Source organism: Vibrio sp. 10N.261.55.C5 (genome assembly GCF_041470505.1).
GTDB classification, from domain to species: Bacteria; Pseudomonadota; Gammaproteobacteria; order Enterobacterales; family Vibrionaceae; genus Vibrio; species Vibrio crassostreae_C.
This window is the reverse complement of record NZ_JBFRMS010000065.1, coordinates 1-25,490: the sequence shown is the minus strand read 5'-3', so window position 1 is coordinate 25,490 and position 25,490 is coordinate 1. Positions and strand designations below refer to the sequence as shown.

Sequence of the window (25,490 nt, the reverse complement as noted above, 5' to 3'; positions counted from 1 at the left end):
CAACGTTATTTTTATTAAGCCGATATTGTAACCGTTTTTGGGCAAAAAATTAAATCGCAATAACCATTTAACCAGTAGTGATACGTAAAAGAAGCATTTTTGAGAATCTAAAAATGCAAAAAGGCGACCCTTAGGTCGCCTTTATCTCAGAGTCTGTAATCTTAAAAAGATTAACGACGCTGTTTTGTCAGTTCGATAACTCGTAACTGAGCAATGGCTTTAGCCAGTTCACCGGCCGCTTGTGCGAAGTCTATGTCGCCATGCTGATTTTGGATATTCTCCACAGCCTTGCGCTTAGCTTCTTCCGCCTTTGCTGCGTCTAGCTCTTCACCACGGATAGCTGTATCAGCCAGTACAGTTGCTGTACCAGGCTGAACTTCTACCATACCACCAGAAACATAAATGATTTCTTCGTGGCCGTGCTGCTTAACAATACGCACCATGCCAGGCTTTATAGCGGTCAGCAGTGGACAGTGACCATGGAAAATACCAAGTTCACCCTCACTACCGGTCACCTGAAACGTCTCAACAAGACCAGAGAAAAGCTTTTTCTCTGCACTTACTACGTCTAGGTGAAAGGTTATTGCTGCCATATCGCCTCCTAGTTAGCCTTATAGCTTCTTAGCATTCTCAATAGCTTCGTCGATAGTACCGCAGTACATGAACGCTTGCTCTGGAATGTCATCGTATTCACCAGATAGTAGACCTTGGAAGCCACGTAGAGTCTCTTTTAGAGGTACGTAAACACCTGGGTCACCAGTAAATACTTCCGCTACGTGGTAAGGCTGAGTAAGGAACTTCTCAATCTTACGAGCACGAGATACTACTTGCTTATCTTCTTCAGATAGCTCGTCCATACCTAGGATAGCAATGATATCTTTCAGCTCTTTATAGCGCTGAAGTGTAGACTGAACGCCACGAGCGATGTCGTAGTGCTCTTGTCCAACTACCAATGGATCCAGTTGGCGAGATGTAGAATCTAGCGGGTCGATCGCTGGGTATAGACCCATAGCTGCGATGTTACGGTTAAGTACAACCGTTGCATCCAAGTGCGCGAACGTTGTTGCTGGAGACGGGTCAGTCAAGTCATCCGCAGGTACGTATACCGCCTGTACAGACGTGATAGAACCTTGCTTAGTTGACGTGATACGCTCTTGTAGAACACCCATTTCTTCTGCAAGAGTAGGTTGGTAACCTACCGCAGAAGGCATACGGCCTAAAAGTGCTGATACCTCAGTACCTGCAAGCGTGTAACGGTAGATGTTATCTACGAATAGTAGAACGTCACGACCTTCGTCACGGAAACGCTCAGCCATTGTTAGACCAGTCAGTGCAACACGTAGACGGTTACCTGGTGGCTCGTTCATCTGACCGTAAACCATCGCTACTTTAGATTCTTCAGGGTTTTCAACGTTTACAACGCCTGCTTCCTGCATTTCAAAGTAGAAATCGTTACCTTCACGAGTACGCTCACCTACACCTGCAAATACAGATAGGCCAGAGTGTTGAAGTGCGATGTTGTTGATAAGTTCCATCATGTTAACGGTCTTACCTACACCTGCACCACCGAATAGACCGATTTTACCACCCTTAGCGAATGGACAAACCAAGTCGATTACCTTAACACCCGTCTCTAGAAGAGCTGTCTCGTTAGACTGTTCTTCGTAGCTTGGAGCTTCACGGTGAATTGCGTAGTGCTCTTCTGCACCGATTTCACCACACTCATCAATCGCGTCACCTAGAACGTTCATGATACGACCTAAGGTCTTAGTACCTACTGGTACTGAGATTGGAGCGCCAGTATTTTCAACTGTCAAACCACGACGTAAACCATCAGAGCTACCCATTACGATTGCGCGAACTACGCCACCGCCAAGTTGTTGCTGAACTTCAAGAACTAGACGCTCTTTCACTTCATTAACATTCAGAGCATCGTATACACGAGGTACTTCGCCCTGTGGGAACTCTACGTCGACTACCGCACCGATGATCTGTACGATCTTACCTGTAGCCATCGTTAATCCTCTAACTATTTAGTTTTACCTAAGCTTAAAACGAATAAGCGATTAAACCGCTGCTGCGCCTGAAACGATCTCAGAAAGTTCTTGTGTAATAGCCGCTTGACGCGCCTTGTTGTACACAAGCTCTAAATCATCGATTAGGTCGCTAGCGTTGTCGGTTGCAGCTTTCATTGCAATCATTCGAGCCGCTTGCTCACAAGCAAGGTTCTCTACCACACCTTGGTACACTTGAGATTCGACGTAACGAACCAATAGTGCATCTAGTAGTGGTTTTGGCTCAGGCTCATAAATGTAGTCCCAAGCATGATCGCGCTGCATATCTTCGCTATCTGATTTAGGCAAAGGAAGTAATTGATCGATCGTTGGTTCTTGTACCATAGTGTTCTCAAACTTGTTGAACACTACGAACAGGCGATCCAATTCACCTTCATCATATTTCTTTAGCATTACGCTTACAGAGCCGATTAAGTCTTCAAGGCTAGGGCTATCGCCTAGGCCAGAAACTTGAGCTGCTACTTTCGCGCCGCTGTTGTTGAAAAATGCTGTTGCTTTTGAACCGATAATTGCCAGTTCAACGTCAGCACCTTTCTCAGACCAATCTTTCATGTCGTTCATGGCTTTCTTGAACAAGTTAATGTTCAAACCACCACAAAGACCACGGTCTGTAGAAACGATGATGTAACCAACACGTTTGGCTTCACGTTCCTCAAGATAAGGATGCTTATACTCAAGGCTACCGTTAGCCAAATGACCGATCACTTTACGCATTGTTTCTGCATATGGACGAGTAGCTTCCATTGCGTCTTGAGAACGACGCATTTTTGAAGCTGCTACCATTTCCATTGCTTTCGTAATCTTCTGTGTGCTTTTAACACTACCGATTTTATTACGTATCTCTTTTGCGCCGGCCATCGTTACTCTCCGTTAATGGTATGAGGTGACCCGAAGGCCACCCACCAATTACCAGGTCTGGGTTGCTTTGAAATCGTCAACAAGCTTCTTCAGCTCAGCTTCGATATCATTGTTGTAAGCACCCGTTGTGTCGATCTGTGTAGCTAGATCGCCATATTGACCGCGAGCAAACGATAGTAAAGCAGCTTCAAAGTCTAGAAGCTTAGCAAGCTCTACGTCTTGAAGGTAACCACGCTCTGCAGCGAAGATTACAAGTGCTTGGTCAAATACAGACATAGGAGCGTATTGCTTCTGCTTCATTAGCTCTGTAACTTTTTGACCATGGTCTAGCTGCTTCTTAGTCGCTTCATCAAGGTCAGACGAGAACTGTGCGAATGCCGCAAGTTCACGGTACTGTGCTAGAGCTGTACGGATACCGCCAGATAGCTTCTTGATGATTTTAGTCTGCGCTGAACCACCTACACGAGATACTGAGATACCTGGGTCAACAGCTGGACGTACGCCCGCGTTGAATAGCTCAGTTTGTAGGAAGATCTGACCATCGGTAATCGAGATTACGTTCGTCGGTACGAATGCAGATACGTCACCAGCTTGCGTTTCGATGATAGGAAGAGCAGTTAAAGAACCAGTCTTGCCTTTCACTTCACCGTTAGTGAATGTTTCTACGTAGTGTTCGCTTACACGAGCAGCACGCTCTAGTAGACGAGAGTGAAGGTAGAAAACATCACCTGGGAACGCTTCACGACCTGGTGGACGCTTAAGTAGTAGCGAGATCTGACGGTAAGCTACTGCTTGCTTAGATAGATCATCATAAACAATCAGTGCATCTTCACCGCGATCACGGAAGTATTCACCCATCGCACAACCTGCGTATGGCGCTAGGTATTGTAGCGCTGCAGATTCAGAAGCTGATGCAACAACAACGATAGTGTTAGCTAGCGCGCCGTGCTCTTCTAGTTTGCGAACTACGTTAGCGATAGTCGATGCTTTCTGACCGATTGCTACGTAGATAGAGAAAATACCTGAATCTTTTTGGTTAATAATCGCATCGATCGCCATCGCTGTTTTACCAGTTTGACGGTCACCGATTACTAGTTCACGTTGACCACGACCGATTGGGATCATTGAGTCAACAGACTTGTAACCAGTTTGTACAGGTTGATCTACCGATTTACGGTCGATTACACCTGGTGCAATTACTTCTACAGGCGAAGTCAGTTTCGCTTCGATAGGACCTTTGCCATCAATTGGCTCACCTAGTGTGTTTACAACACGACCAAGTAGTTCTGGACCTACTGGCACTTCAAGAATGCGGCCCGTACCTGTAACTTTCATGCCTTCCTGTAGGTCAGCATATGGGCCCATTACAACAGCACCAACCGAATCACGGTTCAAGTTAAGTGCTAGCGCGTAACGGCCACCCGGTAGTTCAATCATTTCACCTTGCATCACGTCCGCTAGGCCGTGAATGCTAAGGATGCCATCGCTTACCGAAACGATAGTACCTTCATTGCGAGCTTCACTAACAACGTCGAAAGATTCAATACGTTGTTTAATTAGATCGCTAATTTCAGTGGAATTAAGTTGCATGCTCCAATCCCCATTAAGACTGCAATGCATCGCTCAGGCGGTCTAAACGACTGCGCGCTGAGTTATCGATGACTAGGTCTCCGGCTCGAATAATAACTCCACTAAGTAGAGTCTCATCTATACTGCAATTCAGCTGAACTTTGCGCGCTAAGCGCTGTTCCAATTTGCTGCTGATCTCTGCGCGTTGTTCTTTAGAAAGTTCAACCGCTGAAGTGACTTCAACGTCGATCTCTTTCTCGTGCTCTTGTTTGAGCAATAAGAACTCTTTGCAAACATCAGGAAAAGCCATTAAGCGGCCATTCTCTGCCATTACTTTTATCAAGTTCTGGCCGAATTCATCAAATTGTTCGCCACAAATTACAATGAATACTTCAGCTAATTTTTCAGCAGTTTGAGAGCTGCTTAAGAAATTGTGAACATCATCATTTTGTGCCACTTCGGCAGCAAAAGTAAGCATCTGACCCCATTGGTCTAGCTCACCTTTCTCTACCGCAAAGTCAAACGCTGCTTTAGCATAGGGGCGTGCGATTGTAGTCAAATCAGACATATACAGCCCCTTGCTTTAAAGTTTTGCAGTAATGTTGTTAAGAAGATCATCGTGTACATCTTTATCGATTGTACGCTCAAGGATTTTCTCAGCACCAGCAATTGCCAGAGTTGCGACTTGTTTGCGCAGGTCATCACGGGCACGTGTGCGCTCAGCTTCAATTTCGGCTTCCGCTTGCGCTAAGATTTTCTGGCGTTCTGCCTGAGCCTCTTCGCGAGCTTCATCAATAATTTGAGCCTTGCGTTTATTTGCCTGTTCAATAACCTCAGTTGCGGTGCGCTTCGCTTCTTTCAATTGGTCAGAAGCGTTGGCTTGTGCTAGATCCAAGTTTTTAGCAGCGCGTTCAGCGGCTACTAGACCGTCAGCAATTTTTTTCTGACGCTCTTCAATTGCTTGCATGATTGGTGGCCATACATATTTCATGCAGAACCAAACAAACATAGAAAAAGCAATTGCTTGACCTAACAGAGTTGCGTTCATATTCACAACAGCTACCCCTCGTTAAGAATCAACTACAAAAATTTAATTAACTAATTAACAGTTAATTAGCCTGCTAGTTGACCAACAAATGGGTTAGCAAACGTGAATAGTAGTGCGATTACGATACCGATCATTGGAACAGCATCCAGTAGACCAGCGATGATGAACATCTTAACTTGTAGCATTGGAGCCATTTCAGGTTGACGCGCAGCGCCTTCTAGGAATTTACCACCAAGAATAGCAAAACCAATTGCAGTACCTACGGCACAAAGACCAACAATAATAGCAACAGCGATTGCTGAAAAACTTAGTACAGTTTCCATTTACGTTCTCCGATTAACATTAATAGTTAGAATAAAACTTAAAAATTTTTAGTGATCGCCATCTTCATGGGCCATTGATAAATAAACAATTGTTAACATCATGAAAACAAATGCTTGAATCAAAATAACCAAGATATGGAAGATAGCCCAAGGTAGAGAGCCTACCCATTGTAAATACCACGGTAGCATTGCCGCACAAAGAATGAATACAACCTCACCTGCGAACATGTTACCGAATAGACGCATACCAAGTGATAGAGGCTTCGCGAGTAGCGATACCACTTCAATCAGTAGGTTAAACGGGATCATGATTGGGTGATTAAATGGATGTAAAGCAAGTTCTTTGGCGAATCCACCTAAGCCTTTTACTTTGATGCTGTAGTAGATCATCAGAGCAAAAACACCTAAGGCCATTGACATGGTTATATTAACATCAGCTGAAGGAACCACTTTCAAATAAGGGATACCTAGCCAATGCTCCGCAGGATATGGTAAGAAATCGATAGGCACTAAGTCCATCAAGTTCATTAAAATAATCCAGCAGAATATAGTCAGTGCTAATGGAGCAATCAGAGGGTTGCGGCCATGGAAAGTGTCTTTAACGTTGCCATCAACGAATTCAACTACCATTTCAACAAAACACTGAAGCTTACCAGGTACACCTACTGTTGCTTTCTTAGCGACTGAGCGAAAAACCCAAAGGAATAACATCCCTGTCAACACCGAAAAAAACAGACTGTCTATATGTACGTTCCAGAAACTTGTCTCCTCTACAAGACCAAACTTAGCTAAAGAAAGGTTTTGTAAGTGGTGCTCAATGTATCCGGATGCTGTTGGCGCAGCCATAACTCATCCTATTTTTTATTGTTAATGAAAAGCACTGGCGCAAAGATATTAATACCTAGAACCAGTAAATAGGTCAGTTTGAGGGGAACTAATTCCACCTGCATATACATGTAGACAATAGAGAATAGTAGAACTGTGATAAGGATTTTTAGCGCTTCGCCTGCATAGAACGACGCCGCAACTAACTTAGTTGCGCGAGCTCCACTAAATAGGAAAGCACACACACAAAAAACTGCATTCGCGATGACAAAAATACCGCCACCGATTAATGCAGCAAAACCCCAATCAGGATTAACAGCTAAACCTAACCCTATCGCCACTAATATAACCGCGCTAAGCTCGATCAATAACATTTGCTTTGCAAGCACTCGTCCTGGTCTTGCTAACGCCGCTACCATGTATTCGTTCCTCTTTTAAGCCCACTTTACCACTCGCTTAAAAGCGTGCTGAGAAATTGGCGAAAATTATACGTTCAGCCAAATTGATTGCAATAACAATGCTGCAATCATTTACATTTTTGCATACAAACCTACAACTTTTGTACGAAATCACTTGTTTATTACATAATTGACCTAAATCAATTATCTCATTTAGTACTCTAGTTTAGCAATAAGTTGCTCTAATTTGTGAGGCTCATCAAGAGTAATTGTCACTTTTGACTTACCGCTAACAGAACGAGTAACTGAAACGTTTGCTTGCAATTTTTCCGTGAGTCTTCGTGAAAGTTCGATGGCCTCAGTGTCTTCGGGCTTCGATTCAGCTTCAACGTCTGGTTTTAAGCACTTTTTGACAAGTTGCTCAGTTTGACGCACGGTCATTTTTTTGGTTGCTGCGGTATTCGCTGCCTCAACCTGGGTAACACCTTCAAGCGCAAGCAGTGCTCTAGCATGCCCCATTTCTAGTTGTTTACTGGAAACTAAACCTTTTACTTCATTTTCGAGCTGATTTAGACGTAATAAGTTACTAACGGTAGCTCTGGATTTACCAATCACATCGGCGACCTGCTGATGTGTCAGTGAAAACTCGTTCTGCAAGCGCTCTAGCGCTTGTGATTCTTCGATAACATTCAGATCTTCACGTTGAATGTTCTCGATCAATGCCATCGCAATCGCGGCCTTGTCTTCTACTCTCTTGATCAAGCATGGAACTTGTTTAAGACCAGCTTGACGAGCCGCTCTCCAACGACGTTCACCAGCAATAATCTCAAATTGGTCGTGCGCTAAAGGGCGTACAACGATCGGTTGGATAATGCCTTGAGATTGTATAGATGCCGCTAACTCTTCTAGCGCTTCCGGCGCAATATCCTTACGCGGTTGATATACACCAGGCTTCAAGCAACCAACAGCCAGTTCAATAAGCTCACCATCAGCCGACAACGCCTGACTATGAGAAGCAACTTGCTGTTTTTCACGAGCCAATGAGCTAGTTGCAAGCAATGCATCTAGCCCTTTTCCTAAACCACGCTTAGACATTGAGCGAATTCCTTTGGTTGGACCTATACTGGGACTTCTTCACGACGCAACATTTCGCCAGCAAGAGCAAGGTAAGCCTTAGCTCCTGCGGAATATTTGTCGTAGTACATTGCTGGCTTGCCGTGACTCGGGGCTTCTGCCAGACGCACATTTCTAGGGATCACAGTTCGGTAGACTTTGCTACCAAAGTGTTTTTTGAGTTGATCAGATACTTCGTTCGATAAGCGGTTGCGAGGATCGTACATAGTACGCAGAAGACCTTCGATCTTCAGGTTCTCGTTTACAACAGCCGCTAGCTTACTGATGGTATCCATCAATGCAGTCAAACCTTCCAAAGCAAAGTATTCACATTGCATAGGAACCAATACGGAGTCGGCCGCAGCCATCGCGTTGATTGTAAGAAGGTTTAATGAGGGCGGGCAATCAATAAAGATGAAATCATAGTTATTACGAATGGGTTCGAGTGCATTTTTTAAACGAACTTCACGAGCAAACACTTCCATCAGCTTGATTTCTGCCGCAGTAACATCACCGTTCGCGGCGATGAGGTCATAATTGCCAGATGTACTCCGGCAAACCACCTCATCAAATGGGGTGTCTTCAACCAACAAATCGTAAGCTGTTGCTTCAACTTGATACTTGTCGACACCGCTCGCCATAGTGGCATTACCTTGAGGATCGAGGTCAACAACCAATATCTTGCGTTTTGTTGCCGCCATTGATGCTGCTAAATTAATGCAAGTTGTTGTTTTTCCTACGCCACCCTTCTGGTTGGCAATTGCTACGATTCTACCCACTATGGCCTCGCTGATTATCCCTGACGCGATAAAGTAACTAGATGACGCTCTCCATCAAGCTCTGGCACTTGCAAAGCTTTAATGTCTGTCACTGAACACCATTCAGGTAACTGGTCGATTTCGTCTCTAGGATGTTGTCCCTTAAGAGCCAAAAATACACCGGATTGCTCTTTAGGTAAATGGTGACACCACTCTACCATGTCTGTCATTGACGCAAATGCACGACTGAGCACTGCATCAAACTTTTCTTCTGGTTGAAATTCTTCAACGCGACTTTGAACCGGTACCACGTTGTCGATACCCAGCTCATGAATCACCTGTTTGATAAAACGAATACGCTTACCTAGGCTGTCTAGCAAGTAAAACTCGCAGTCTGGATTCATGATTGAGAGCGGAATCCCAGGAAGACCAGGTCCCGTACCCACATCGATAAAGCGCTTACCTTGTAAGTGAGTGCTAACAATGATGCTATCTAAGATATGTTTCACCATCATTTCTTGTGGGTCACGAACTGATGTTAGGTTATAAGCTTTGTTCCACTTGTTCAGTAACTCAACGTAGCCAACCAACTGGCCACGTTGTTTTTCAGATACTTCAAGTTCAGTCTGGCCAATAAGGTGATCCAGTTTTTCGCGTAATGCGCTCATTATGCTTCCTCACCTTTTTTCAACAGGCCGTGTTTTTTCAAGTAAACCAACAGAATTGAGATTGCTGCAGGTGTGATACCTGAAATTCGCGAAGCAATACCAATTGAGTCAGGCTTAGCTGTCGTTAGTTTAAGAACCACTTCGTTAGAAAGTCCTTTTACCTTGCTGTAATCGATATCAGCAGGCAGTTTGGTGTTTTCATGACGCAGTGATTTTTCAATTTCGTCTTGTTGACGCTGAATGTAACCATCGTACTTCACTTGGATCTCAACTTGCTCAGACGCTTGTTGATCTTCCAGTGCAGGACCAAAACGATCCAATGCGGTTAACTGTGAATAAGTCATTTCAGGGCGACGAAGAAGATCTTCACCGCTCGCTTCACGAGACATTGGTGTTTTCAGAATTTGGTTCAGTTGATCAATATCTTCAGATTTTGGATTAATCCAAGTCTCTTTCAGACGTTGACGCTCCTTCTCCATGTTTTCCATCTTCTCGTTGAAACGAGCCCAACGAGCGTCATCAACAAGGCCAAGTTCACGCGACTTTTCAGTCAAGCGGATATCGGCGTTGTCTTCACGAAGCAGCAGACGGTATTCCGCGCGAGACGTAAACATGCGGTAAGGTTCTTTGGTACCCATGGTAGATAGGTCGTCGATAAGCACGCCCATGTAAGCTTGGTCACGACGTGGACTCCAGCCTTCTTTGCCTTGAGTAAACAAACTTGCATTCAGACCGGCCATCAAGCCTTGTGCAGCCGCTTCTTCATAGCCAGTGGTACCGTTGATTTGACCCGCAAAGAATAGACCTTTGATAAACTTAGTTTCGTAAGTCAGCTTAAGGTCGCGAGGATCAAAGAAATCGTACTCAATCGCATAGCCAGGGCGAACGATATGAGCATTTTCAAAGCCCTTCATCGAACGAACAATTTGAACCTGTACATCAAACGGCAGACTGGTAGAGATACCATTCGGGTATAGCTCGTGAGTCGTTAGACCTTCTGGCTCAATAAAAATTTGGTGACTGTTCTTGTCAGCAAAACGCATTACTTTGTCTTCAATCGAAGGGCAGTAACGAGGGCCAATGCCTTCAATCACACCCGCGTACATAGGGCTGCGATCAAGGTTGGCACGAATTACGTCATGCGTATTTTCATTGGTATGCGTGATGTAACATGGAATTTGACGAGGTTGTTGAGCTCGGCTGCCCATGAACGAGAAAACAGGCGTCGGGTTATCACCGTGCTGAACCTCAAGCTCAGAAAAATCAACGCTACGCGCATCGATACGAGGAGGAGTACCTGTTTTCAGGCGATCAACTCGGAATGGAAGATCACGAAGACGGTCAGCCAGTGCGATCGATGGTGGATCACCAGCACGGCCACCTGAAGAACTTTCCATACCAATATGGATCTTGCCGCCTAGGAATGTGCCCACAGTCAGAACCACAGCGCTTGCGCGGAACTTAAGGCCCATCTGCGTTACCACACCTACCACTTGATCCTGTTCAACGATCAAGTCATCAACCGACTGTTGGAACAAAGTCAGGTTTGGCGTGTTTTCAAGAACGTTACGAACAAAGGCTTTGTACAGTGCGCGGTCAGCTTGTGCACGAGTAGCACGAACCGCAGGGCCTTTTGATGCGTTCAATGTTCTGAACTGAATACCTGCATGATCAATAGCTTGCGCCATTAATCCACCCATTGCATCGACCTCTTTTACCAAGTGGCCCTTACCGATCCCGCCAATGGCTGGGTTACAAGACATTTGTCCTAGTGTATCGATATTATGAGTAAGTAATAACGTACTTTGACCAGTACGTGCAGATGCGAGTGCGGCTTCCGTTCCTGCATGGCCACCACCAACAACGATGACGTCAAATTTTTCGTGATAAAGCATGAACCGACCTCAGGTATTCAAACGTTTTCTAGATTGATAAAAAGGAGCGATATTCTACCTGTTTTCATAGCCTGAGAAAACGTTTTTGGGATTTTTCGAAAAAGCTGTTTTTAATTAATATAGATAAGATCTTTAAGGAGATCTTTTATTAGATCTATTATTAGGATCGAGGGTATCTGTGGATAAGTCGGAAATGATCAACGAGATCATGGATCTTTTTTGGATCAAATGATGTGATCTAACTTTGATCAGGATGAGGATTAGCTGGGATCAAAATGGCTACTTATTCACAGGAGGAAATTAGCCTAAAACTTGTTATTTGGATAACTATAGGTTAATCACCGTATATGTATGATCTTATCCACAGCAGAAATTGAAAATAGATCGCTAATTTTCGGTGTTTTTGAAAAAAAGTTATTCACAATCACGATGTTCAGAGACAAAAAAAGCGGCATAAGCCGCTTTTTGAGAGAGGAGAGAGGTTAAAACTGGTCGCTATGATCGTTGAACCAAGCTTCTGCTGCGTCTTCTGGTACCGGAGTTTCCAATACATCGATGGTAAAACAGTCAGAAATAGGCTGAGCACCGAGCTCTTTCATCTGGCTGTGGACTGATTTTCCCGCCAAACAGAAGGTATCGTAACTCGAATCACCAAGCGCCACGACAGCAAAGCGAACCGGGCTTAAATCTGGAGATTGCTGGGCCAATGCGTCGATAAACGGCTTAATATTATCTGGAAATTCACCCGCACCATGAGTTGAAGTCACCAGCAACCAAAAGCCTTGTTGGGGAATATCATCGAATTCAGGCTGATTATGAAGGGTGATCTCGTGGCCTTGCTCTTCAAGAAGATCATTAAGGTGATCGCCAACGTACTCTGCACCACCTAAGGTGCTGCCTGTAATAATGTGGATCATTAAGCTGTCCTTACTAAAGAAAAAGGCCAGCATGAGCCGGCCTTTAAAGGTTATTTACCAATACAGAAAGAGGTGAAGATACGGCCGAGTAGGTCATCGGAACTGAATTCACCAGTAATCTCGTTAAGGTGTTGCTGCGTTATACGCAGTTCTTCTGCCAAGATTTCCCCTGCCATATAGCCTTCGAGCTGTTGCTGGCCAATATCTAGATGCTCAGATGCGCGTTCTAGGGCATCTAAGTGGCGACGACGTGCCATGAAGCCACCTTCATTGCCACCAGCAAAGCCCATGCAATCTTTTAAGTGATTACGTAGTGCATCAACGCCTTGTCCCGTCTTTGCTGATAGTCGAATCAGAGTTGGATCATTAACATGGCAAATCCCGAGATCTTCACCGGTTTGATCGGCTTTGTTACGAATCACGGTCATTCCGATGTTATTCGGCAGACGATCAACGAAATCTGGCCAGATATCTTTCGGGTCGGTTGCATCGGTAGTGGTGCCATCGACCATAAATAAAACGCGATCGGCTTGAGCAATTTCTTCCCAAGCGCGTTCAATACCGATTTTTTCGACTTCATCCGAGGCTTCACGCAGGCCTGCGGTATCAATAATGTGCAGTGGCATACCATCAATATGGATATGTTCACGAAGTACATCACGGGTTGTACCTGCAATATCAGTCACAATCGCGGAGTCTTTACCCGATAATGCATTCAGTAAGCTCGACTTACCGGCATTAGGACGACCTGCAATCACCACCTTCATACCTTCACGCATGATGGCACCTTGATTGGCTTCTTGGCGAACCGCTTCGAGGTTGTCGATGATAGCTTGTAAGTCAGCACTTACTTTACCGTCAGCAAGGAAATCAATCTCTTCTTCTGGGAAGTCGATAGCGGCTTCAACATAGATGCGTAAGTGAATCAGAGAGTCCACCAGCGTATTAATGCGTTTCGAGAACTCACCTTGCAACGATTGCAGAGCTGATTTCGCCGCTTCTTCTGAACTGGCATCAATGAGGTCAGCAATCGCTTCTGCTTGGGTTAAATCCATCTTGTCGTTCAAGAAGGCACGCTCCGAGAACTCACCTGGGCGTGCTGCGCGTAGCCCTGGAATAGCGAGGATGCGCTTGATGAGCATATCCATTACCACAGGACCACCGTGGCCTTGCAGCTCTAAAACGTCTTCACCGGTAAACGAGTGCGGGTTAGGAAAGTAAAGCGCGATGCCTTGGTCTAGCTCTAAACCATCGTGAGATTTAAAAGGGGTGTACTCAGCGTAACGTGGTTTCAGTACTTTGCCGGTAACTTCAAGCGCAACTTGGGCTGCTTGTGGGCCTGAAACGCGAATAATACCGACGCCGCCACGGCCGGGTGCAGTCGCTTGAGCAACAATCGTATCTGTAGTCATAGTTGTGCCTGCTAGCATGTGAAAGCCAAAAAGGGGCGCTCACGATTAATCAATTAGCTGAATTGTAATCAGCTAAAAACAAAAAGGCGACCTTTTGGTCGCCTTTCTTTGTCTCTTTCTATTATCGAACTTACTTAGAATGTAAGCCTTTCTTTTCCAGCGCGCGGTAGATAAGCGTTTGCTGAATCAGAGTTACGATGTTCGATACTAGCCAGTATAGAACCAGACCTGAAGGGAAGAACAGGAAGAAGAATGTGAACATAACCGGCATAAAGGTCATGATCTTCTGCTGCATTGGATCCGTTACAGTTGTCGGGCTCATCTTCTGGATTAGGAACATTGAAGCACCCATCAGAAGTGGCAAGATGTAGTATGGGTCTTGTGCTGAAAGGTCAGTAATCCAACCGAAGAACGGTGAGTGACGCAGTTCAACAGACTCCATTAGTGCCCAGTATAGCGAAATGAAGATAGGCATTTGCAGAAGGATAGGTAAACAGCCACCTAGTGGGTTTACTTTCTCTTTCTTGTAAAGCTCCATCATTTCTTGGCTCATGCGTTGACGGTCGTCGCCGATACGCTCACGCATTGCAGTCAGCTTAGGCTGAAGCATACGCATTTTCGCCATAGACGTGTACTGAGCTTTCGTTAGTGGGTACATAGCACCACGAACGATGAAAGTTAGACAGATGATTGCCAGACCCCAGTTCACAACGATGCCTTGAATGAACGAAAGCAGAGTATGAAGTGGTTTAGCAATGAACCATAACCAACCGTAGTCAACTACTAGGTCTAGGTTAGGTGCAACAGCAGCCATTTGGTCTTGAAGTTTAGGACCAACCCAAAGCGTTGCTTTGAAGTTTGCTTCGTCGCCAGTAGCGATGGTTTTGTTCGGCATGCGAACACCGATGTCGCCAAGGTTACCAATTACACGAGTGTAAAGGTTGCTGCCTGCTTCGTCGCGTGGGATCCATGCACTTGCAAAGTAGTGCTGAATCATCGCTGCCCAACCTTGACCGTTTGCTAGGTTAAGAGACAGGTTGCGATCTTGCATGTCGTCGAAGCTGTATTTTTTGTAACGCGTATCTTCCGTAGAGTAAGCACCACCACGGTAAGTTGGCATTGTTAGGCTACCGCCGTCATCCATTACGTTCTGACGCAGGTGAGCGTACATGCCGAATGTCGCGTTGTTACCAGAGTTGTTGACTACATCGTATTCAACATCCATTGCGTAGCTGCCACGCTTAAGGATGAATGTTTTCGTGTAATCAAGGCCGTTCGCTTGGTAAGTCATCGGGATGCGTAGTTCATCCTGACCATCAGCAAGCGTGAAGCTGTCTGCTGAAACTGTGTAGCTTGGGCGGTTTGTGCTGCTTAAATCGATACCTTGAGGACCCACTAGACCGCTTTGTGCGATAAATTGGTGACCGGGTTCGTTTTTAAGAAGAACAAACGTATCTTCAGAATCGAACTCAGCAGAGTAATCGTTTAGGTTTGCTTTAACGACATCACCACCAACCGTATCAATTGACAGAGTCAGTACATCAGTTGTTACTGTGATAGTTTTAGCAGAAGAAGCAACTTGACCAGGAGCCGGGTCTAGATCATCTGCATAAGATGGCGCTGGTAGGGTGCTGCCAGATTGTGCCTGCTCAACCGCTTGTGGTGCTGGATTCTGAGCTACGTTCCATTGTTGGAACAGTAGGAAAGAAACCAAAGCCAATGCGATTAACAGGATATTACGTTGAGAATCCATCGTTATTTATCTCTGTCTTGTTTTTGGACTGGTGGAACGGGGTCAAAGCCCCCTTCGTTCAAAGGATGGCATTTTAATAGACGTTTGCCTGATAACCAACACCCTTTTACAAAACCGTGAGCTTTCAACGCTTCTATCGCATATAAAGAGCAGGTTGGAGTAAATCGGCAGCGTGGGCCGATGAGTGGACTAATAAACCATCTATAAAAATAGATGGGTATTAGCGCTATCCACGCGAAGGGCGAGACAGGCGAAGCCATAATTTGTCGAGTAGCTTGAACATTTCTTCATTGCTTAAATCTTGCGCGCTCTTCTTAGCGATTACAACAAAATCTTTGTTAGGAAGTTTGTGTTGAGTGTTACGAAAGCTTTCACGAGTAAGACGCTTGAATCGGTTACGACCCACGGCGGTTTTAATCTGCTTTTTCGGAACGGCTAATCCAAGACGAGGATTTGAAAGAGAGTTATTTCGGGCAATGATGGTGAAATGAGGGGAGCCAGCTCGATGAGCTTGCTTGAAGACATTTTGATAATGTTCGGGAGTTAACAAGCGTAACTCCCGACCGAAGGCTAGCTTATTCAAAATAATCAAAGATTACTTAGAAAGACGCTTACGGCCTTTTGCACGACGTGCATTGATTGTTGCGCGACCGTTCTTAGTAGCCATGCGAGCACGGAAACCGTGAGTACGCTTACGCTTTAGAACTGTAGGTTGAAAAGTGCGTTTCATTGTAATTACCTTACTGATCAGTAGTTTTAGGTTTTTGTTAAACCCGGCGTGGGCATTTTTTCTCTTCTTTATATAAGAAAGGAAAACCGACGCCTCTCAACAAAGAGGCGGAATTGTAATCACTGTCACAAAAAGTGTCAATGATTGGGTTAACTAAAATTCCGGTCGGGGGATTATACGTAGAATAACTAAAATCACAAGGATCCTTAGTCGATCCCAATCTTATTTAAGAATTTTTTTAATTTAGGATCCTGTGGATTACCAAAAATATCCTGTGGAGATCCCTGCTCGATAATATGACCGTCAGCCATGAAGATCACTCGGTCTGCGACCTCTCTCGCGAACTGCATTTCATGGGTAACCACCAGCATGGTTTGATGCTGATTTGCCAGTTTTTTCATTAGGTTAAGCACTTCGCCAACCCACTCAGGATCGAGCGCTGAAGTCGGCTCATCAAACAGTAAAAGCTCGGGTTGTAGTGCCATTGCACGGCCAATACCCACCCGTTGTTGCTGGCCACCAGAGAGCGCGGCTGGGTAGCTATCACCTTTGTCACCTAAGCCAATATCATCAAGTATTTGTTGTGCTTTTTCATGGGCTTGCTGTTTTTTCCAACCACGAACTGTAATTAAACCTTCAGCAATATTCTGTCTCGCGGTTTGGTGAGCGAACAGTGCATAGTTTTGGAACACAAAACCGGTCTTACGACGCAGTGCAAGCACCTCTGCCTTAGTGTGTTTCTGAGTATCAACCTTGATATCATCAATCGAAATCGTGCCTTGATCGGCTTGCTCTAGAAAATTCACACAACGCAGTAGGGTAGATTTACCCGTACCACTTGAACCTATGATGACAATTATCTCACCTTGTTTGATTTCTAGGTCGATCCCTTTCAAAACTTCGGTGTCACCAAACTGCTTGTGGATATTTTGTAATTTGATCATCGTACATACGCCTTATTCAGTTTCACTTCGGCCCAAATTTGAATACGAGTGAGGATAACCACCACGCCCCAGTAAATCAGTGCGACTGCTAAGAAAGCCTCGAAGAAGCGGAAACTTGAAGAAGCCTCCATCTGAGCTTTAGCCATGATTTCGGCGACACCTAGGGTGAAGGCAAGTGAAGTCGACTTGATCATATCGATGAAGTAGTTCATCAACGACGGCAGTGCCACGCGAGTTGCTTGCGGTAAGATCACTCGGCGCATCGCTTGGCTGGTTGTCATACCGACCGAAAGGCTGGCTTCCATCTGGCTGCGATCAATACCGATAATCGCGGCACGAATACTTTCTGCCATATACGCGGCAAAGTGCAGGGTTAAGCCAATCACAGCGGCGCTGAAGGCATCCAACCCAACCATCCACGGGAAGACTTGTGGTAAGCCGTAATAAAGGAGGAACAGCTGCACCAACAGTGGTGTGCCTCGGAAGAAGCTAATGTACAGCTGGCTCAGTTGGTCGAGCACTGGGATTTTGAATACACGAATATTCGCCAGTATCAGAGACAGGATCAGAGCAAAGAACAAGCCCCAAATCGCCATCTCCATGGTGGTGCCGAGATACTTTAACAGTATCGGCAACAGCTCTAGCATGTAATTAAAGTCAAATCCCATAATCTATCTCGTATTTTTATTGGCAGTGTTGTTCTATATGTAAGTACTGTTGTATCAGGTTTTTTAATCAGTGCACAAAAGCAAAAAGCCCACCGCTGTATAAAGCAGTGGGCCTTGAATGGAGAAAGTGAGTAATTACTTCTGAGTAATGTCCGCACCAAACCATTTCTGAGAGATACTTTCTAGCGTACCATCTGCGCGCATTGCTGCTAATGCTTCATTTACTTCTGCTTGCAGTTTTTTGCCGTTATCGTTGTCGACGAAAGGCCAAGCGTTTTCAATTGTTTCGAATGGCTGACCTGCTAGTTGTAATGGTAGACCAGTCTTCTTGATAAGCTCTAGTGCTGATAGGCGATCCATTACGAATGCATCGGCACGACCCAGTGCCACGTCATGTTCAATACCTGTATCGTAGGTTTTTACATTGATCTTGCCATCTTTGTCGTAGCTGCGAAGCAGTTGTTCAAAGTTTGAGCCTAGGTTTACCGCAACCGTCTTGCCATCAAGGTCTTCGATGCCTTTAATGCTGTCATTACCTTTACGAACGGTAATTTGTGCGCCGTCTACTACGTATGGGTCTGCGAATAGGTATTTCGCTTTACGTGCATCCGTCATTGTAATTTGGTTTGAAATGGTATCGATGCGACCCGTTTCAAGAAGACCAAACAGACCAGAGAAGTTTGCCGTTACGTATTCAACCTTGTAATCGTTACGCTTACCGATCTCATCCCATAAATCCACTTCAAAACCCTGTAGCTGGTCTTGTTTAACGAACGTAAACGGGAAATAGCGACCAGACATGCCGACTTTAACTTCAGTCGCAGCTTGAACAGTAGCAGCAGAGAGTGCGATAGCCGCAATTGCAGCCTTAATCCAGTTATTCATTTGGTAACTCCTTATATTTATGGGTTTGGATGTTACTGGGAAAATGCTCACTAGAATAAATAACCAGATGTTATTAACCATAACCAGATTGAATTCCCGATTTGGGGATAACTAGCAAGGATCCGGGCATAAGTGGATCATTGTGTGAGTAAATTAGGGGCAAGATGTGTGGATCCACCGATAAATTACAAATTTATTGTGAATAACTTGGATCTTATTCACTGGATCTGTGATCAATTGCTGGTGATCTGACTTATCAACAGGTAAAATTAGCGGTCATTTCATATTACTTTAAATAGAGTGAGGGCACCGTGTCATCTTCGCTTTGGTTGCAGTGTTTGCAACAGCTTCAAGAAGAGTTACCAGCTACAGAATTCAGTATGTGGGTTCGTCCGTTACAAGCGGAACTCAATGACAATACTCTAACTCTATTTGCACCGAACCGTTTCGTACTCGATTGGGTTCGTGATAAGTATCTAAATAGCATTAACCGTCTGCTGCAAGAATATTGCGGTAACGATATCCCACATCTTCATTTTGAAGTGGGAAGCAAGCGTGTGATTGCACCAAAGCCTGCGACACCGACACCAACTCAGACTCGCACTGCAGCTGATGTGGCCGCTGAGTCATCAGCACCTGCGCAATTACAAGCTCGCAAACCTGTCCATAATATCTGGCGTGATGAAGAGCCTGTCGCGGTTGACTTGAATCACCGCTCAAACGTGAACCCAAAACATAAGTTCAATAACTTTGTTGAAGGTAAGTCGAACCAACTCGGTTTGGCTGCGGCACGTCAGGTTTCTGATAACCCAGGTACAGCCTACAACCCGTTGTTCCTATACGGCGGCACTGGTTTAGGTAAAACGCACTTGTTGCATGCGGTGGGTAACGCCATTGTTGATAATAAGCCGAATGCGAAAGTGGTTTACATGCACTCAGAGCGTTTTGTTCAGGATATGGTAAAGGCTCTGCAAAACAACGCGATCGAAGAATTTAAGCGCTACTACCGTAGTGTTGATGCATTGCTTATCGATGACATCCAATTCTTTGCTAATAAAGAGCGTTCTCAAGAAGAGTTCTTCCATACCTTTAACGCGCTGCTTGAAGGCAATCAACAGATCATCCTAACGTCTGACCGTTATCCAAAAGAGATCAACGGGGTAGAAGATCGTCTTAAATCTCGTTTCGGCTGGGGTTTGACGGTAGCGATTGAGCCACCAGAGCTTGAGACACGTGTTGCGATCTTGATGAAGAAAGCCGAAGACCACCAAATTCACCTTGCGGATGAAGTGGCGTTCTTTATTGCCAAGCGTCTACGCTCTAACGTTCGTGAACTGGAAGGCGCATTGAACCGTGTTATTGCGAATGCAAACTTCACTGGCCGCCCGATCACGATCGACTTCGTGCGTGAAGCACTGCGTGACCTACTTGCACTGCAAGAAAAACTGGTCACTATTGATAACATTCAAAAGACAGTAGCCGAGTACTACAAAATCAAAGTCGCTGATCTATTGTCTAAGCGTCGTTCTCGTTCTGTTGCTCGTCCACGTCAATTGGCGATGGCACTGGCGAAAGAGCTAACAAACCATAGCTTGCCTGAGATTGGCGATGCATTCGGTGGTCGTGACCACACGACGGTACTGCATGCTTGTCGTAAGATTGCTCAGCTGCGTGAAGAGAGCCACGACATTAAAGAAGATTATTCGAACTTGATTCGTACCCTTTCTTCTTAATACACAGTATTCTTAACCTTAATAAGCAGAATCTTGGCCACGTACTATTACGCAGTGCCATTTAGACCGTAAGAGCAAGATATGAAATTTACCATTGAACGTAGTCACCTGATTAAGCCATTACAACAAGTATCTGGCGCACTCGGTGGCAGGCCAACGCTTCCAATTCTAGGAAACCTACTGATTAAAGTAGAAGATAACGTGTTGTCGATGACAGCGACGGATCTAGAAGTTGAACTGATCAGCCGTGTAACGCTTGAAGGTGATTTCGAAGCGGGTAGCATTACCGTACCTTCACGTAAATTCCTAGATATCTGCCGTGGATTGCCAGATAACTCAGTGATCACGGTGGTATTGGATGGTGACCGTATTCAGGTTCGCTCTGGTCGTAGCCGCTTCTCTTTAGCAACATTACCTGCGGCAGATTTTCCAAATATTGAAGACTGGAGCAGTGAAGTTGAAGTGTCAGTGACACAAGCTGAACTTCGCGGTCTTATCGAGAAAACACAATTCTCAATGGCGAACCAAGATGTTCGTTATTACCTCAACGGTATGTTGTTTGAGATTGAAGGCTCTATCCTGCGCAGCGTGGCGACCGATGGTCACCGTATGGCAGTATCTCAAGCACAACTGGGTGCGGATTTTGCTCAGAAGCAGATCATTGTTCCTCGTAAAGGTGTTCAAGAGCTAGTGAAGCTATTGGATGCACCTGAACAGCCAGTAACACTGCAAATTGGTAACTCTAACGTGCGAGCTGAAGTGAACAACTATGTCTTCACTTCTAAGCTGGTTGATGGTCGTTTCCCTGATTATCGCCGTGTAATGCCGCAAAATACCACCAAGACACTTGAAGCTGGCTGTGATGAATTACGTTCAGCATTTTCTCGTGCTGCGATTCTATCGAATGAAAAATTCCGTGGTGTTCGCGTTAACCTTGCGGATAGCGAGATGCGCATTACCGCGAACAACCCAGAGCAAGAAGAAGCAGAAGAAGTACTCGATGTTAACTTCGACGGTGACGCGCTAGAGATTGGCTTCAACGTAAGCTACGTATTGGATGTTCTGAACACACTGCGTTGTGAACAGGTTCGCATCTCAATGTCAGACGCCAATGCGAGTGCTCTTATCGAGAACGCACAAGATGACAGCGCGATGTACGTTGTTATGCCAATTCGCTTATAAGCAGCCCTATGTTGACCTACCGAGTCGTGATTGAAGATTAATATGAAGACGTTATGCCTTTATCGCGCTTAATCGTTAAGCAGTTTAGAAATATTGAAGCCTGTGACATTCAACCGTCATCAGGCTTTAACTTTCTTATAGGGGCTAACGGAAGCGGCAAAACCAGTGTCCTTGAAGCTGTGTATCTGCTCGGACATGGTCGCTCATTCAAGAGTTCACTTACCGGTCGTATCATACAAAACGAGTGTAGTGAGCTGTTTGTACATGGCCGTTTTATGACCTCGGATCAATTTGAGCTGCCAATTGGCATTAATAAGCAGCGCGATGGCACGACAGAGGTTAAAATAAGCGGTCAAACTGGGCAAAAGTTGGCTCAGTTAGCTCAAGTCTTACCTTTGCAGTTGATTCACCCTGAAGGGTTTGATTTACTAACCGATGGACCTAAGCATCGCCGAGCATTCATTGATTGGGGAGTCTTCCACAGTGAGTCGGGCTTTTATGATGCGTGGGGCAGGGTAAAGCGCCTCAATAAGCAGCGAAACGCCTTATTGAAAACGGCAACGCACTATCGAGAGCTGAGCTATTGGGACCAAGAATTGGCCCGTTTAGCAGAAAGCATCAGTCAGTGGCGTGCCACCTACGTTGATCAGCTCAAAGAAGTCGCCGAAGAAATCTGTGCGACCTTCCTTCCTGAGTTTGAGATAAAGATTAACTACTATCGTGGCTGGGACAAAGACACCCCGTACGCCGATATATTAGAAAAGAATTTTGAAAGGGATCAGCAGCTTGGTTACACCTTTAGTGGGCCAAACAAAGCGGATCTGAAGATAAAAGTGAACGGCACTCCAGTGGAAGATGTCTTGTCACGAGGTCAATTGAAGTTGATGGTGTGCGCGCTACGAGTAGCACAAGGGCAACACCTCACTCAAATGACAGGTAAGCAGTGCATCTATTTGATAGATGACTTCGCTTCCGAATTAGATAGCCAACGCCGAGCACGTCTTGCTGAGTGTTTAAAGGCGACCCAGGCTCAAGTTTTTGTAAGCTCTATTACCGCTGATCAGATTGCAGATATGCATGACGAAAATAGCAGGATGTTTCATGTGGAACATGGCAAAATAGAGCAAGGATAATTAGTCAGAGAGTAACTATGTCAGATAATTACGATTCATCGAGTATTAAAGTACTGAAGGGTCTGGATGCGGTACGTAAGCGTCCTGGAATGTACATTGGCGACACGGATGATGGTACCGGTCTGCACCACATGGTTTTTGAGGTGGTAGATAACTCTATTGATGAAGCGCTAGCTGGTCACTGTAATGACATCATTGTAACTATCCATGAAGATAGTTCTGTGTCTGTGAGCGATGACGGCCGTGGTATTCCAACAGAATTGCACCCAGAAGAAAACGTATCTGCAGCCGAAGTAATCATGACGGTTCTTCACGCTGGTGGTAAGTTCGATGATAACTCGTACAAGGTATCTGGTGGTCTGCACGGTGTTGGTGTTTCAGTAGTTAACGCACTTTCTAAGCAAGTTACTCTTACTATCCACCGCGGTGGCAAAATCCACACTCAAACCTACAGCCACGGTGAGCCTCAAGCGCCACTAGCGGTTATCGGTGACACGGATAAAACAGGTACAGAGATTCGTTTCTGGCCGAGTGAAGAAACCTTCACTAACATCGAGTTCCATTACGACATTTTAGCTAAGCGTCTACGTGAGCTATCATTCTTGAACTCAGGTGTATCAATTAAGCTAATTGACGAGCGCGAAGAAGACAAAATGGATCACTTCGAATACGAAGGCGGTATCCAAGCGTTTGTTGAACACCTTAATACTAACAAAACGCCAATCATCCAAAAAATCTTCCACTTTAACTCTGAGCGCGAAGACGGTATTACCGTTGAAGTTGCGATGCAGTGGAATGACGGCTACCAAGAAAACATCTACTGTTTCACCAACAACATCCCTCAACGCGATGGTGGTGCTCACTTAGCAGGTTTCCGTGCGGCGCTAACGCGTACTCTGAACAGCTTCATGGACAAGGAAGGCTTCTCTAAGAAAGCGAAGACTGCGACCTCTGGTGATGATGCTCGTGAAGGTCTGACGGCGATTGTTTCTGTTAAAGTGCCTGATCCTAAGTTCTCAAGCCAAACTAAAGATAAGCTGGTTTCTTCAGAAGTGAAGTCTGCCGTTGAATCTACAATGGGTGAGAAGTTGTCTGAGTTCCTTATTGAGAACCCAGGTGAAGCGAAAACAGTTTGTTCTAAAATTATTGATGCAGCACGTGCTCGTGATGCAGCGCGTAAAGCTCGTGAAATGACTCGTCGTAAAGGCGCATTAGATTTAGCGGGTCTTCCTGGTAAGCTTGCTGACTGTCAGGAAAAAGATCCTGCACTGTCTGAACTATATATTGTGGAAGGAGACTCTGCTGGCGGTTCAGCTAAGCAGGGGCGTAACCGTAAGAACCAAGCAATCCTACCGCTGAAAGGTAAAATCCTTAACGTAGAGAAAGCACGTTTCGATAAAATGCTGTCTTCTCAAGAAGTAGCAACGCTAATCACCGCTCTTGGTTGTGGTATTGGTCGTGACGAATACAACCCAGATAAACTGCGTTACCACAACATCATCATCATGACCGATGCCGATGTCGATGGTTCTCACATCCGTACCCTGCTACTGACGTTCTTCTACCGTCAAATGCCAGAGCTGATTGAACGTGGCTACATCTACATTGCTCAACCGCCACTTTACAAAGTGAAGAAAGGTAAGCAAGAGCAGTACATTAAAGATGAAGATGCGATGAACCAGTATCAAGTATCTTTGGCTTTAGACAACGCAGAACTGCACGTAAACCCTGAAGCGCCAGCATTTGCAGGTGAAGGTTTAGAGAAGCTTGTTCAGCAATACAATGCAGGCATCAAGCTTGTTGATCGTATGAGCCGCCGTTACCCACGCGCATTGGTTCACGAACTGATTTACGTTCCTCGTCTAACGGCCGAGCAGTGTCATGATGACGCGGCAGTTGAAGCTTGGGGTAAGCAGCTTGTTGAACAGCTAAACGCGAAAGAAGTAGGTGCAAGCCAATACAGCCTTGAAGTTGAAAAACACGAAGAGCTAGGCTTAAGCGTTCCTAAGATTGTGGTTCGTACTCATGGTGTGACTCATGAACACCTACTAAGCATCGATCTTATTAACTCTAAAGAGTTTGGTAAGCTAGCGGATCTTTCTGAAGCTCTTGATGGCTTGATTGAAGAAGGCGCTTACATTAAGCGTGGTGAGCGTACTCAAGAAGTTTCTAGCTTCGTTGATGCTCTGAACTGGTTAGTGAAAGAGTCTCGTCGTGGTCTAAGCCTACAGCGATACAAAGGTCTAGGTGAGATGAACCCTGATCAACTTTGGGAAACCACGATGGATCCTGAAACTCGCCGTATGATGCAAGTAACAATTGAAGACGCTGTTGGTGCTGATTTGTTGTTTACGACGCTAATGGGTGACCAAGTTGAACCTCGTCGTAACTTCATCGAAGAGAATGCACTGAAAGTAGCAAACCTAGACGTTTAGTCTCTTTGATACTTCGCTCTTTGGCTTAATTTCTGTGTCAGAGGTGCTCACATACATTCGTATGCTCCGCGCCTCTTCCTTGAACTAAAGCCAAATAGCTTCGTCTCAAAAAACTAAAATCATTTTAAAGCACTATCCTTTGGATGGTGCTTTTTTATGGTGCGCCGA

26 protein-coding genes are annotated in these 25,490 nt (G+C 45.2%); 4 read left to right on the top strand and 22 right to left on the bottom strand.

From position 1 onward, the window contains the following. Positions 1–170: 170 nt before the first annotated feature. From AB4263_RS21395 to AB4263_RS21290, 22 genes are all read right to left on the bottom strand, one after another. Positions 171–593, bottom strand: coding sequence for a F0F1 ATP synthase subunit epsilon (locus AB4263_RS21395; RefSeq protein WP_017069564.1), 423 nt, complete (start codon positions 591–593; stop codon positions 171–173). Positions 594–611: 18 nt separating this feature from the next. Next, on the bottom strand, positions 612–2,015 hold the full coding sequence (atpD, locus tag AB4263_RS21390; RefSeq protein WP_008221380.1) for a F0F1 ATP synthase subunit beta: 1,404 nt from the start codon (positions 2,013–2,015) through the stop codon (positions 612–614). Between the two features lie 51 nt (positions 2,016–2,066). Continuing rightward, positions 2,067–2,933, bottom strand: a complete 867-nt coding sequence (atpG, locus tag AB4263_RS21385) for a F0F1 ATP synthase subunit gamma (protein ID WP_008221382.1) — start codon at positions 2,931–2,933, stop codon at positions 2,067–2,069. Positions 2,934–2,981: 48 nt separating this feature from the next. Next, positions 2,982–4,523 (bottom strand): F0F1 ATP synthase subunit alpha, encoded by a 1,542-nt coding sequence (atpA, locus tag AB4263_RS21380; protein WP_008221384.1) that lies wholly within the window; start codon positions 4,521–4,523, stop codon positions 2,982–2,984. 13 nt (positions 4,524–4,536) lie between these two features. Further along, positions 4,537–5,070: a F0F1 ATP synthase subunit delta gene (gene atpH, locus AB4263_RS21375; protein ID WP_017058795.1), complete on the bottom strand. Its 534-nt coding sequence runs from the start codon at positions 5,068–5,070 to the stop codon at positions 4,537–4,539. Between the two features lie 15 nt (positions 5,071–5,085). Beyond that, positions 5,086–5,556: a F0F1 ATP synthase subunit B gene (atpF, locus tag AB4263_RS21370; RefSeq protein ID WP_032545592.1), complete on the bottom strand. Its 471-nt coding sequence runs from the start codon at positions 5,554–5,556 to the stop codon at positions 5,086–5,088. A 59-nt stretch (positions 5,557–5,615) separates the two neighbouring features. Then, positions 5,616–5,873, bottom strand: a complete 258-nt coding sequence (atpE, locus tag AB4263_RS21365) for a F0F1 ATP synthase subunit C (protein ID WP_004411110.1) — start codon at positions 5,871–5,873, stop codon at positions 5,616–5,618. 48 nt (positions 5,874–5,921) lie between these two features. Beyond that, positions 5,922–6,719: a F0F1 ATP synthase subunit A gene (gene atpB, locus AB4263_RS21360; RefSeq protein ID WP_017058797.1), complete on the bottom strand. Its 798-nt coding sequence runs from the start codon at positions 6,717–6,719 to the stop codon at positions 5,922–5,924. An 8-nt stretch (positions 6,720–6,727) separates the two neighbouring features. Further along, positions 6,728–7,117 carry a F0F1 ATP synthase subunit I gene (locus AB4263_RS21355; RefSeq protein ID WP_017058798.1) on the bottom strand — a complete coding sequence of 130 codons (390 nt, stop codon included), beginning with the start codon at positions 7,115–7,117 and terminating at the stop codon, positions 6,728–6,730. A 192-nt stretch (positions 7,118–7,309) separates the two neighbouring features. Further along, positions 7,310–8,191: a ParB/RepB/Spo0J family partition protein gene (locus AB4263_RS21350; protein WP_017063024.1), complete on the bottom strand. Its 882-nt coding sequence runs from the start codon at positions 8,189–8,191 to the stop codon at positions 7,310–7,312. Between the two features lie 23 nt (positions 8,192–8,214). Beyond that, positions 8,215–8,988, bottom strand: coding sequence for a ParA family protein (locus AB4263_RS21345; RefSeq protein WP_029235097.1), 774 nt, complete (start codon positions 8,986–8,988; stop codon positions 8,215–8,217). Positions 8,989–9,002: 14 nt separating this feature from the next. After that, on the bottom strand, positions 9,003–9,635 hold the full coding sequence (gene rsmG, locus AB4263_RS21340) for a 16S rRNA (guanine(527)-N(7))-methyltransferase RsmG (RefSeq protein WP_372098861.1): 633 nt from the start codon (positions 9,633–9,635) through the stop codon (positions 9,003–9,005). After that, positions 9,635–11,530, bottom strand: coding sequence for a tRNA uridine-5-carboxymethylaminomethyl(34) synthesis enzyme MnmG (gene mnmG / locus AB4263_RS21335; protein WP_017058802.1), 1,896 nt, complete (start codon positions 11,528–11,530; stop codon positions 9,635–9,637). The genes rsmG and mnmG overlap by 1 nt, the downstream gene beginning before the upstream one ends. 482 nt (positions 11,531–12,012) lie before the next feature. Continuing rightward, entirely contained in the window at positions 12,013–12,447 is a 435-nt protein-coding gene (gene mioC / locus AB4263_RS21330) for an FMN-binding protein MioC (protein WP_136974237.1), read from the bottom strand. A gap of 50 nt (positions 12,448–12,497) precedes the next feature. Beyond that, on the bottom strand, positions 12,498–13,859 hold the full coding sequence (gene mnmE / locus AB4263_RS21325) for a tRNA uridine-5-carboxymethylaminomethyl(34) synthesis GTPase MnmE (protein WP_029235098.1): 1,362 nt from the start codon (positions 13,857–13,859) through the stop codon (positions 12,498–12,500). 130 nt (positions 13,860–13,989) lie between these two features. After that, complete coding sequence (yidC, locus tag AB4263_RS21320) at positions 13,990–15,612, bottom strand: membrane protein insertase YidC (RefSeq protein WP_017058806.1); 1,623 nt, start codon at positions 15,610–15,612, stop codon at positions 13,990–13,992. A gap of 2 nt (positions 15,613–15,614) precedes the next feature. Next, positions 15,615–15,872: a membrane protein insertion efficiency factor YidD gene (yidD, locus tag AB4263_RS21315; RefSeq protein WP_004735802.1), complete on the bottom strand. Its 258-nt coding sequence runs from the start codon at positions 15,870–15,872 to the stop codon at positions 15,615–15,617. Beyond that, positions 15,839–16,162 carry a ribonuclease P protein component gene (gene rnpA / locus AB4263_RS21310; protein ID WP_017055478.1) on the bottom strand — a complete coding sequence of 108 codons (324 nt, stop codon included), beginning with the start codon at positions 16,160–16,162 and terminating at the stop codon, positions 15,839–15,841. Before rnpA ends, yidD begins: the two co-directional genes overlap by 34 nt. 45 nt (positions 16,163–16,207) lie before the next feature. Next, complete coding sequence (gene rpmH, locus AB4263_RS21305; protein WP_004735800.1) at positions 16,208–16,342, bottom strand: 50S ribosomal protein L34; 135 nt, start codon at positions 16,340–16,342, stop codon at positions 16,208–16,210. Between the two features lie 206 nt (positions 16,343–16,548). Continuing rightward, positions 16,549–17,286 (bottom strand): amino acid ABC transporter ATP-binding protein, encoded by a 738-nt coding sequence (locus tag AB4263_RS21300; protein ID WP_372098860.1) that lies wholly within the window; start codon positions 17,284–17,286, stop codon positions 16,549–16,551. Continuing rightward, positions 17,283–17,954, bottom strand: a complete 672-nt coding sequence (locus AB4263_RS21295) for an amino acid ABC transporter permease (RefSeq protein WP_017632660.1) — start codon at positions 17,952–17,954, stop codon at positions 17,283–17,285. Before AB4263_RS21295 ends, AB4263_RS21300 begins: the two co-directional genes overlap by 4 nt. A 135-nt stretch (positions 17,955–18,089) precedes the next feature. After that, on the bottom strand, positions 18,090–18,839 hold the full coding sequence (locus AB4263_RS21290; RefSeq protein ID WP_009848135.1) for an amino acid ABC transporter substrate-binding protein: 750 nt from the start codon (positions 18,837–18,839) through the stop codon (positions 18,090–18,092). A gap of 311 nt (positions 18,840–19,150) precedes the next feature. Between AB4263_RS21290 and dnaA the strand changes: the two genes are divergently transcribed. From dnaA to gyrB, 4 genes are all read left to right on the top strand, one after another. After that, positions 19,151–20,572, top strand: coding sequence for a chromosomal replication initiator protein DnaA (gene dnaA / locus AB4263_RS21285; protein ID WP_017058808.1), 1,422 nt, complete (start codon positions 19,151–19,153; stop codon positions 20,570–20,572). Positions 20,573–20,653: 81 nt separating this feature from the next. Beyond that, complete coding sequence (gene dnaN, locus AB4263_RS21280) at positions 20,654–21,754, top strand: DNA polymerase III subunit beta (protein ID WP_017058809.1); 1,101 nt, start codon at positions 20,654–20,656, stop codon at positions 21,752–21,754. A gap of 53 nt (positions 21,755–21,807) precedes the next feature. After that, on the top strand, positions 21,808–22,887 hold the full coding sequence (recF, locus tag AB4263_RS21275; RefSeq protein WP_017058810.1) for a DNA replication/repair protein RecF: 1,080 nt from the start codon (positions 21,808–21,810) through the stop codon (positions 22,885–22,887). Between the two features lie 17 nt (positions 22,888–22,904). Next, a complete protein-coding gene (gyrB, locus tag AB4263_RS21270) occupies positions 22,905–25,322 on the top strand; it encodes a DNA topoisomerase (ATP-hydrolyzing) subunit B (RefSeq protein WP_017058811.1) in 2,418 nt (805 codons plus the stop codon). Positions 25,323–25,490: the final 168 nt, after the last annotated feature.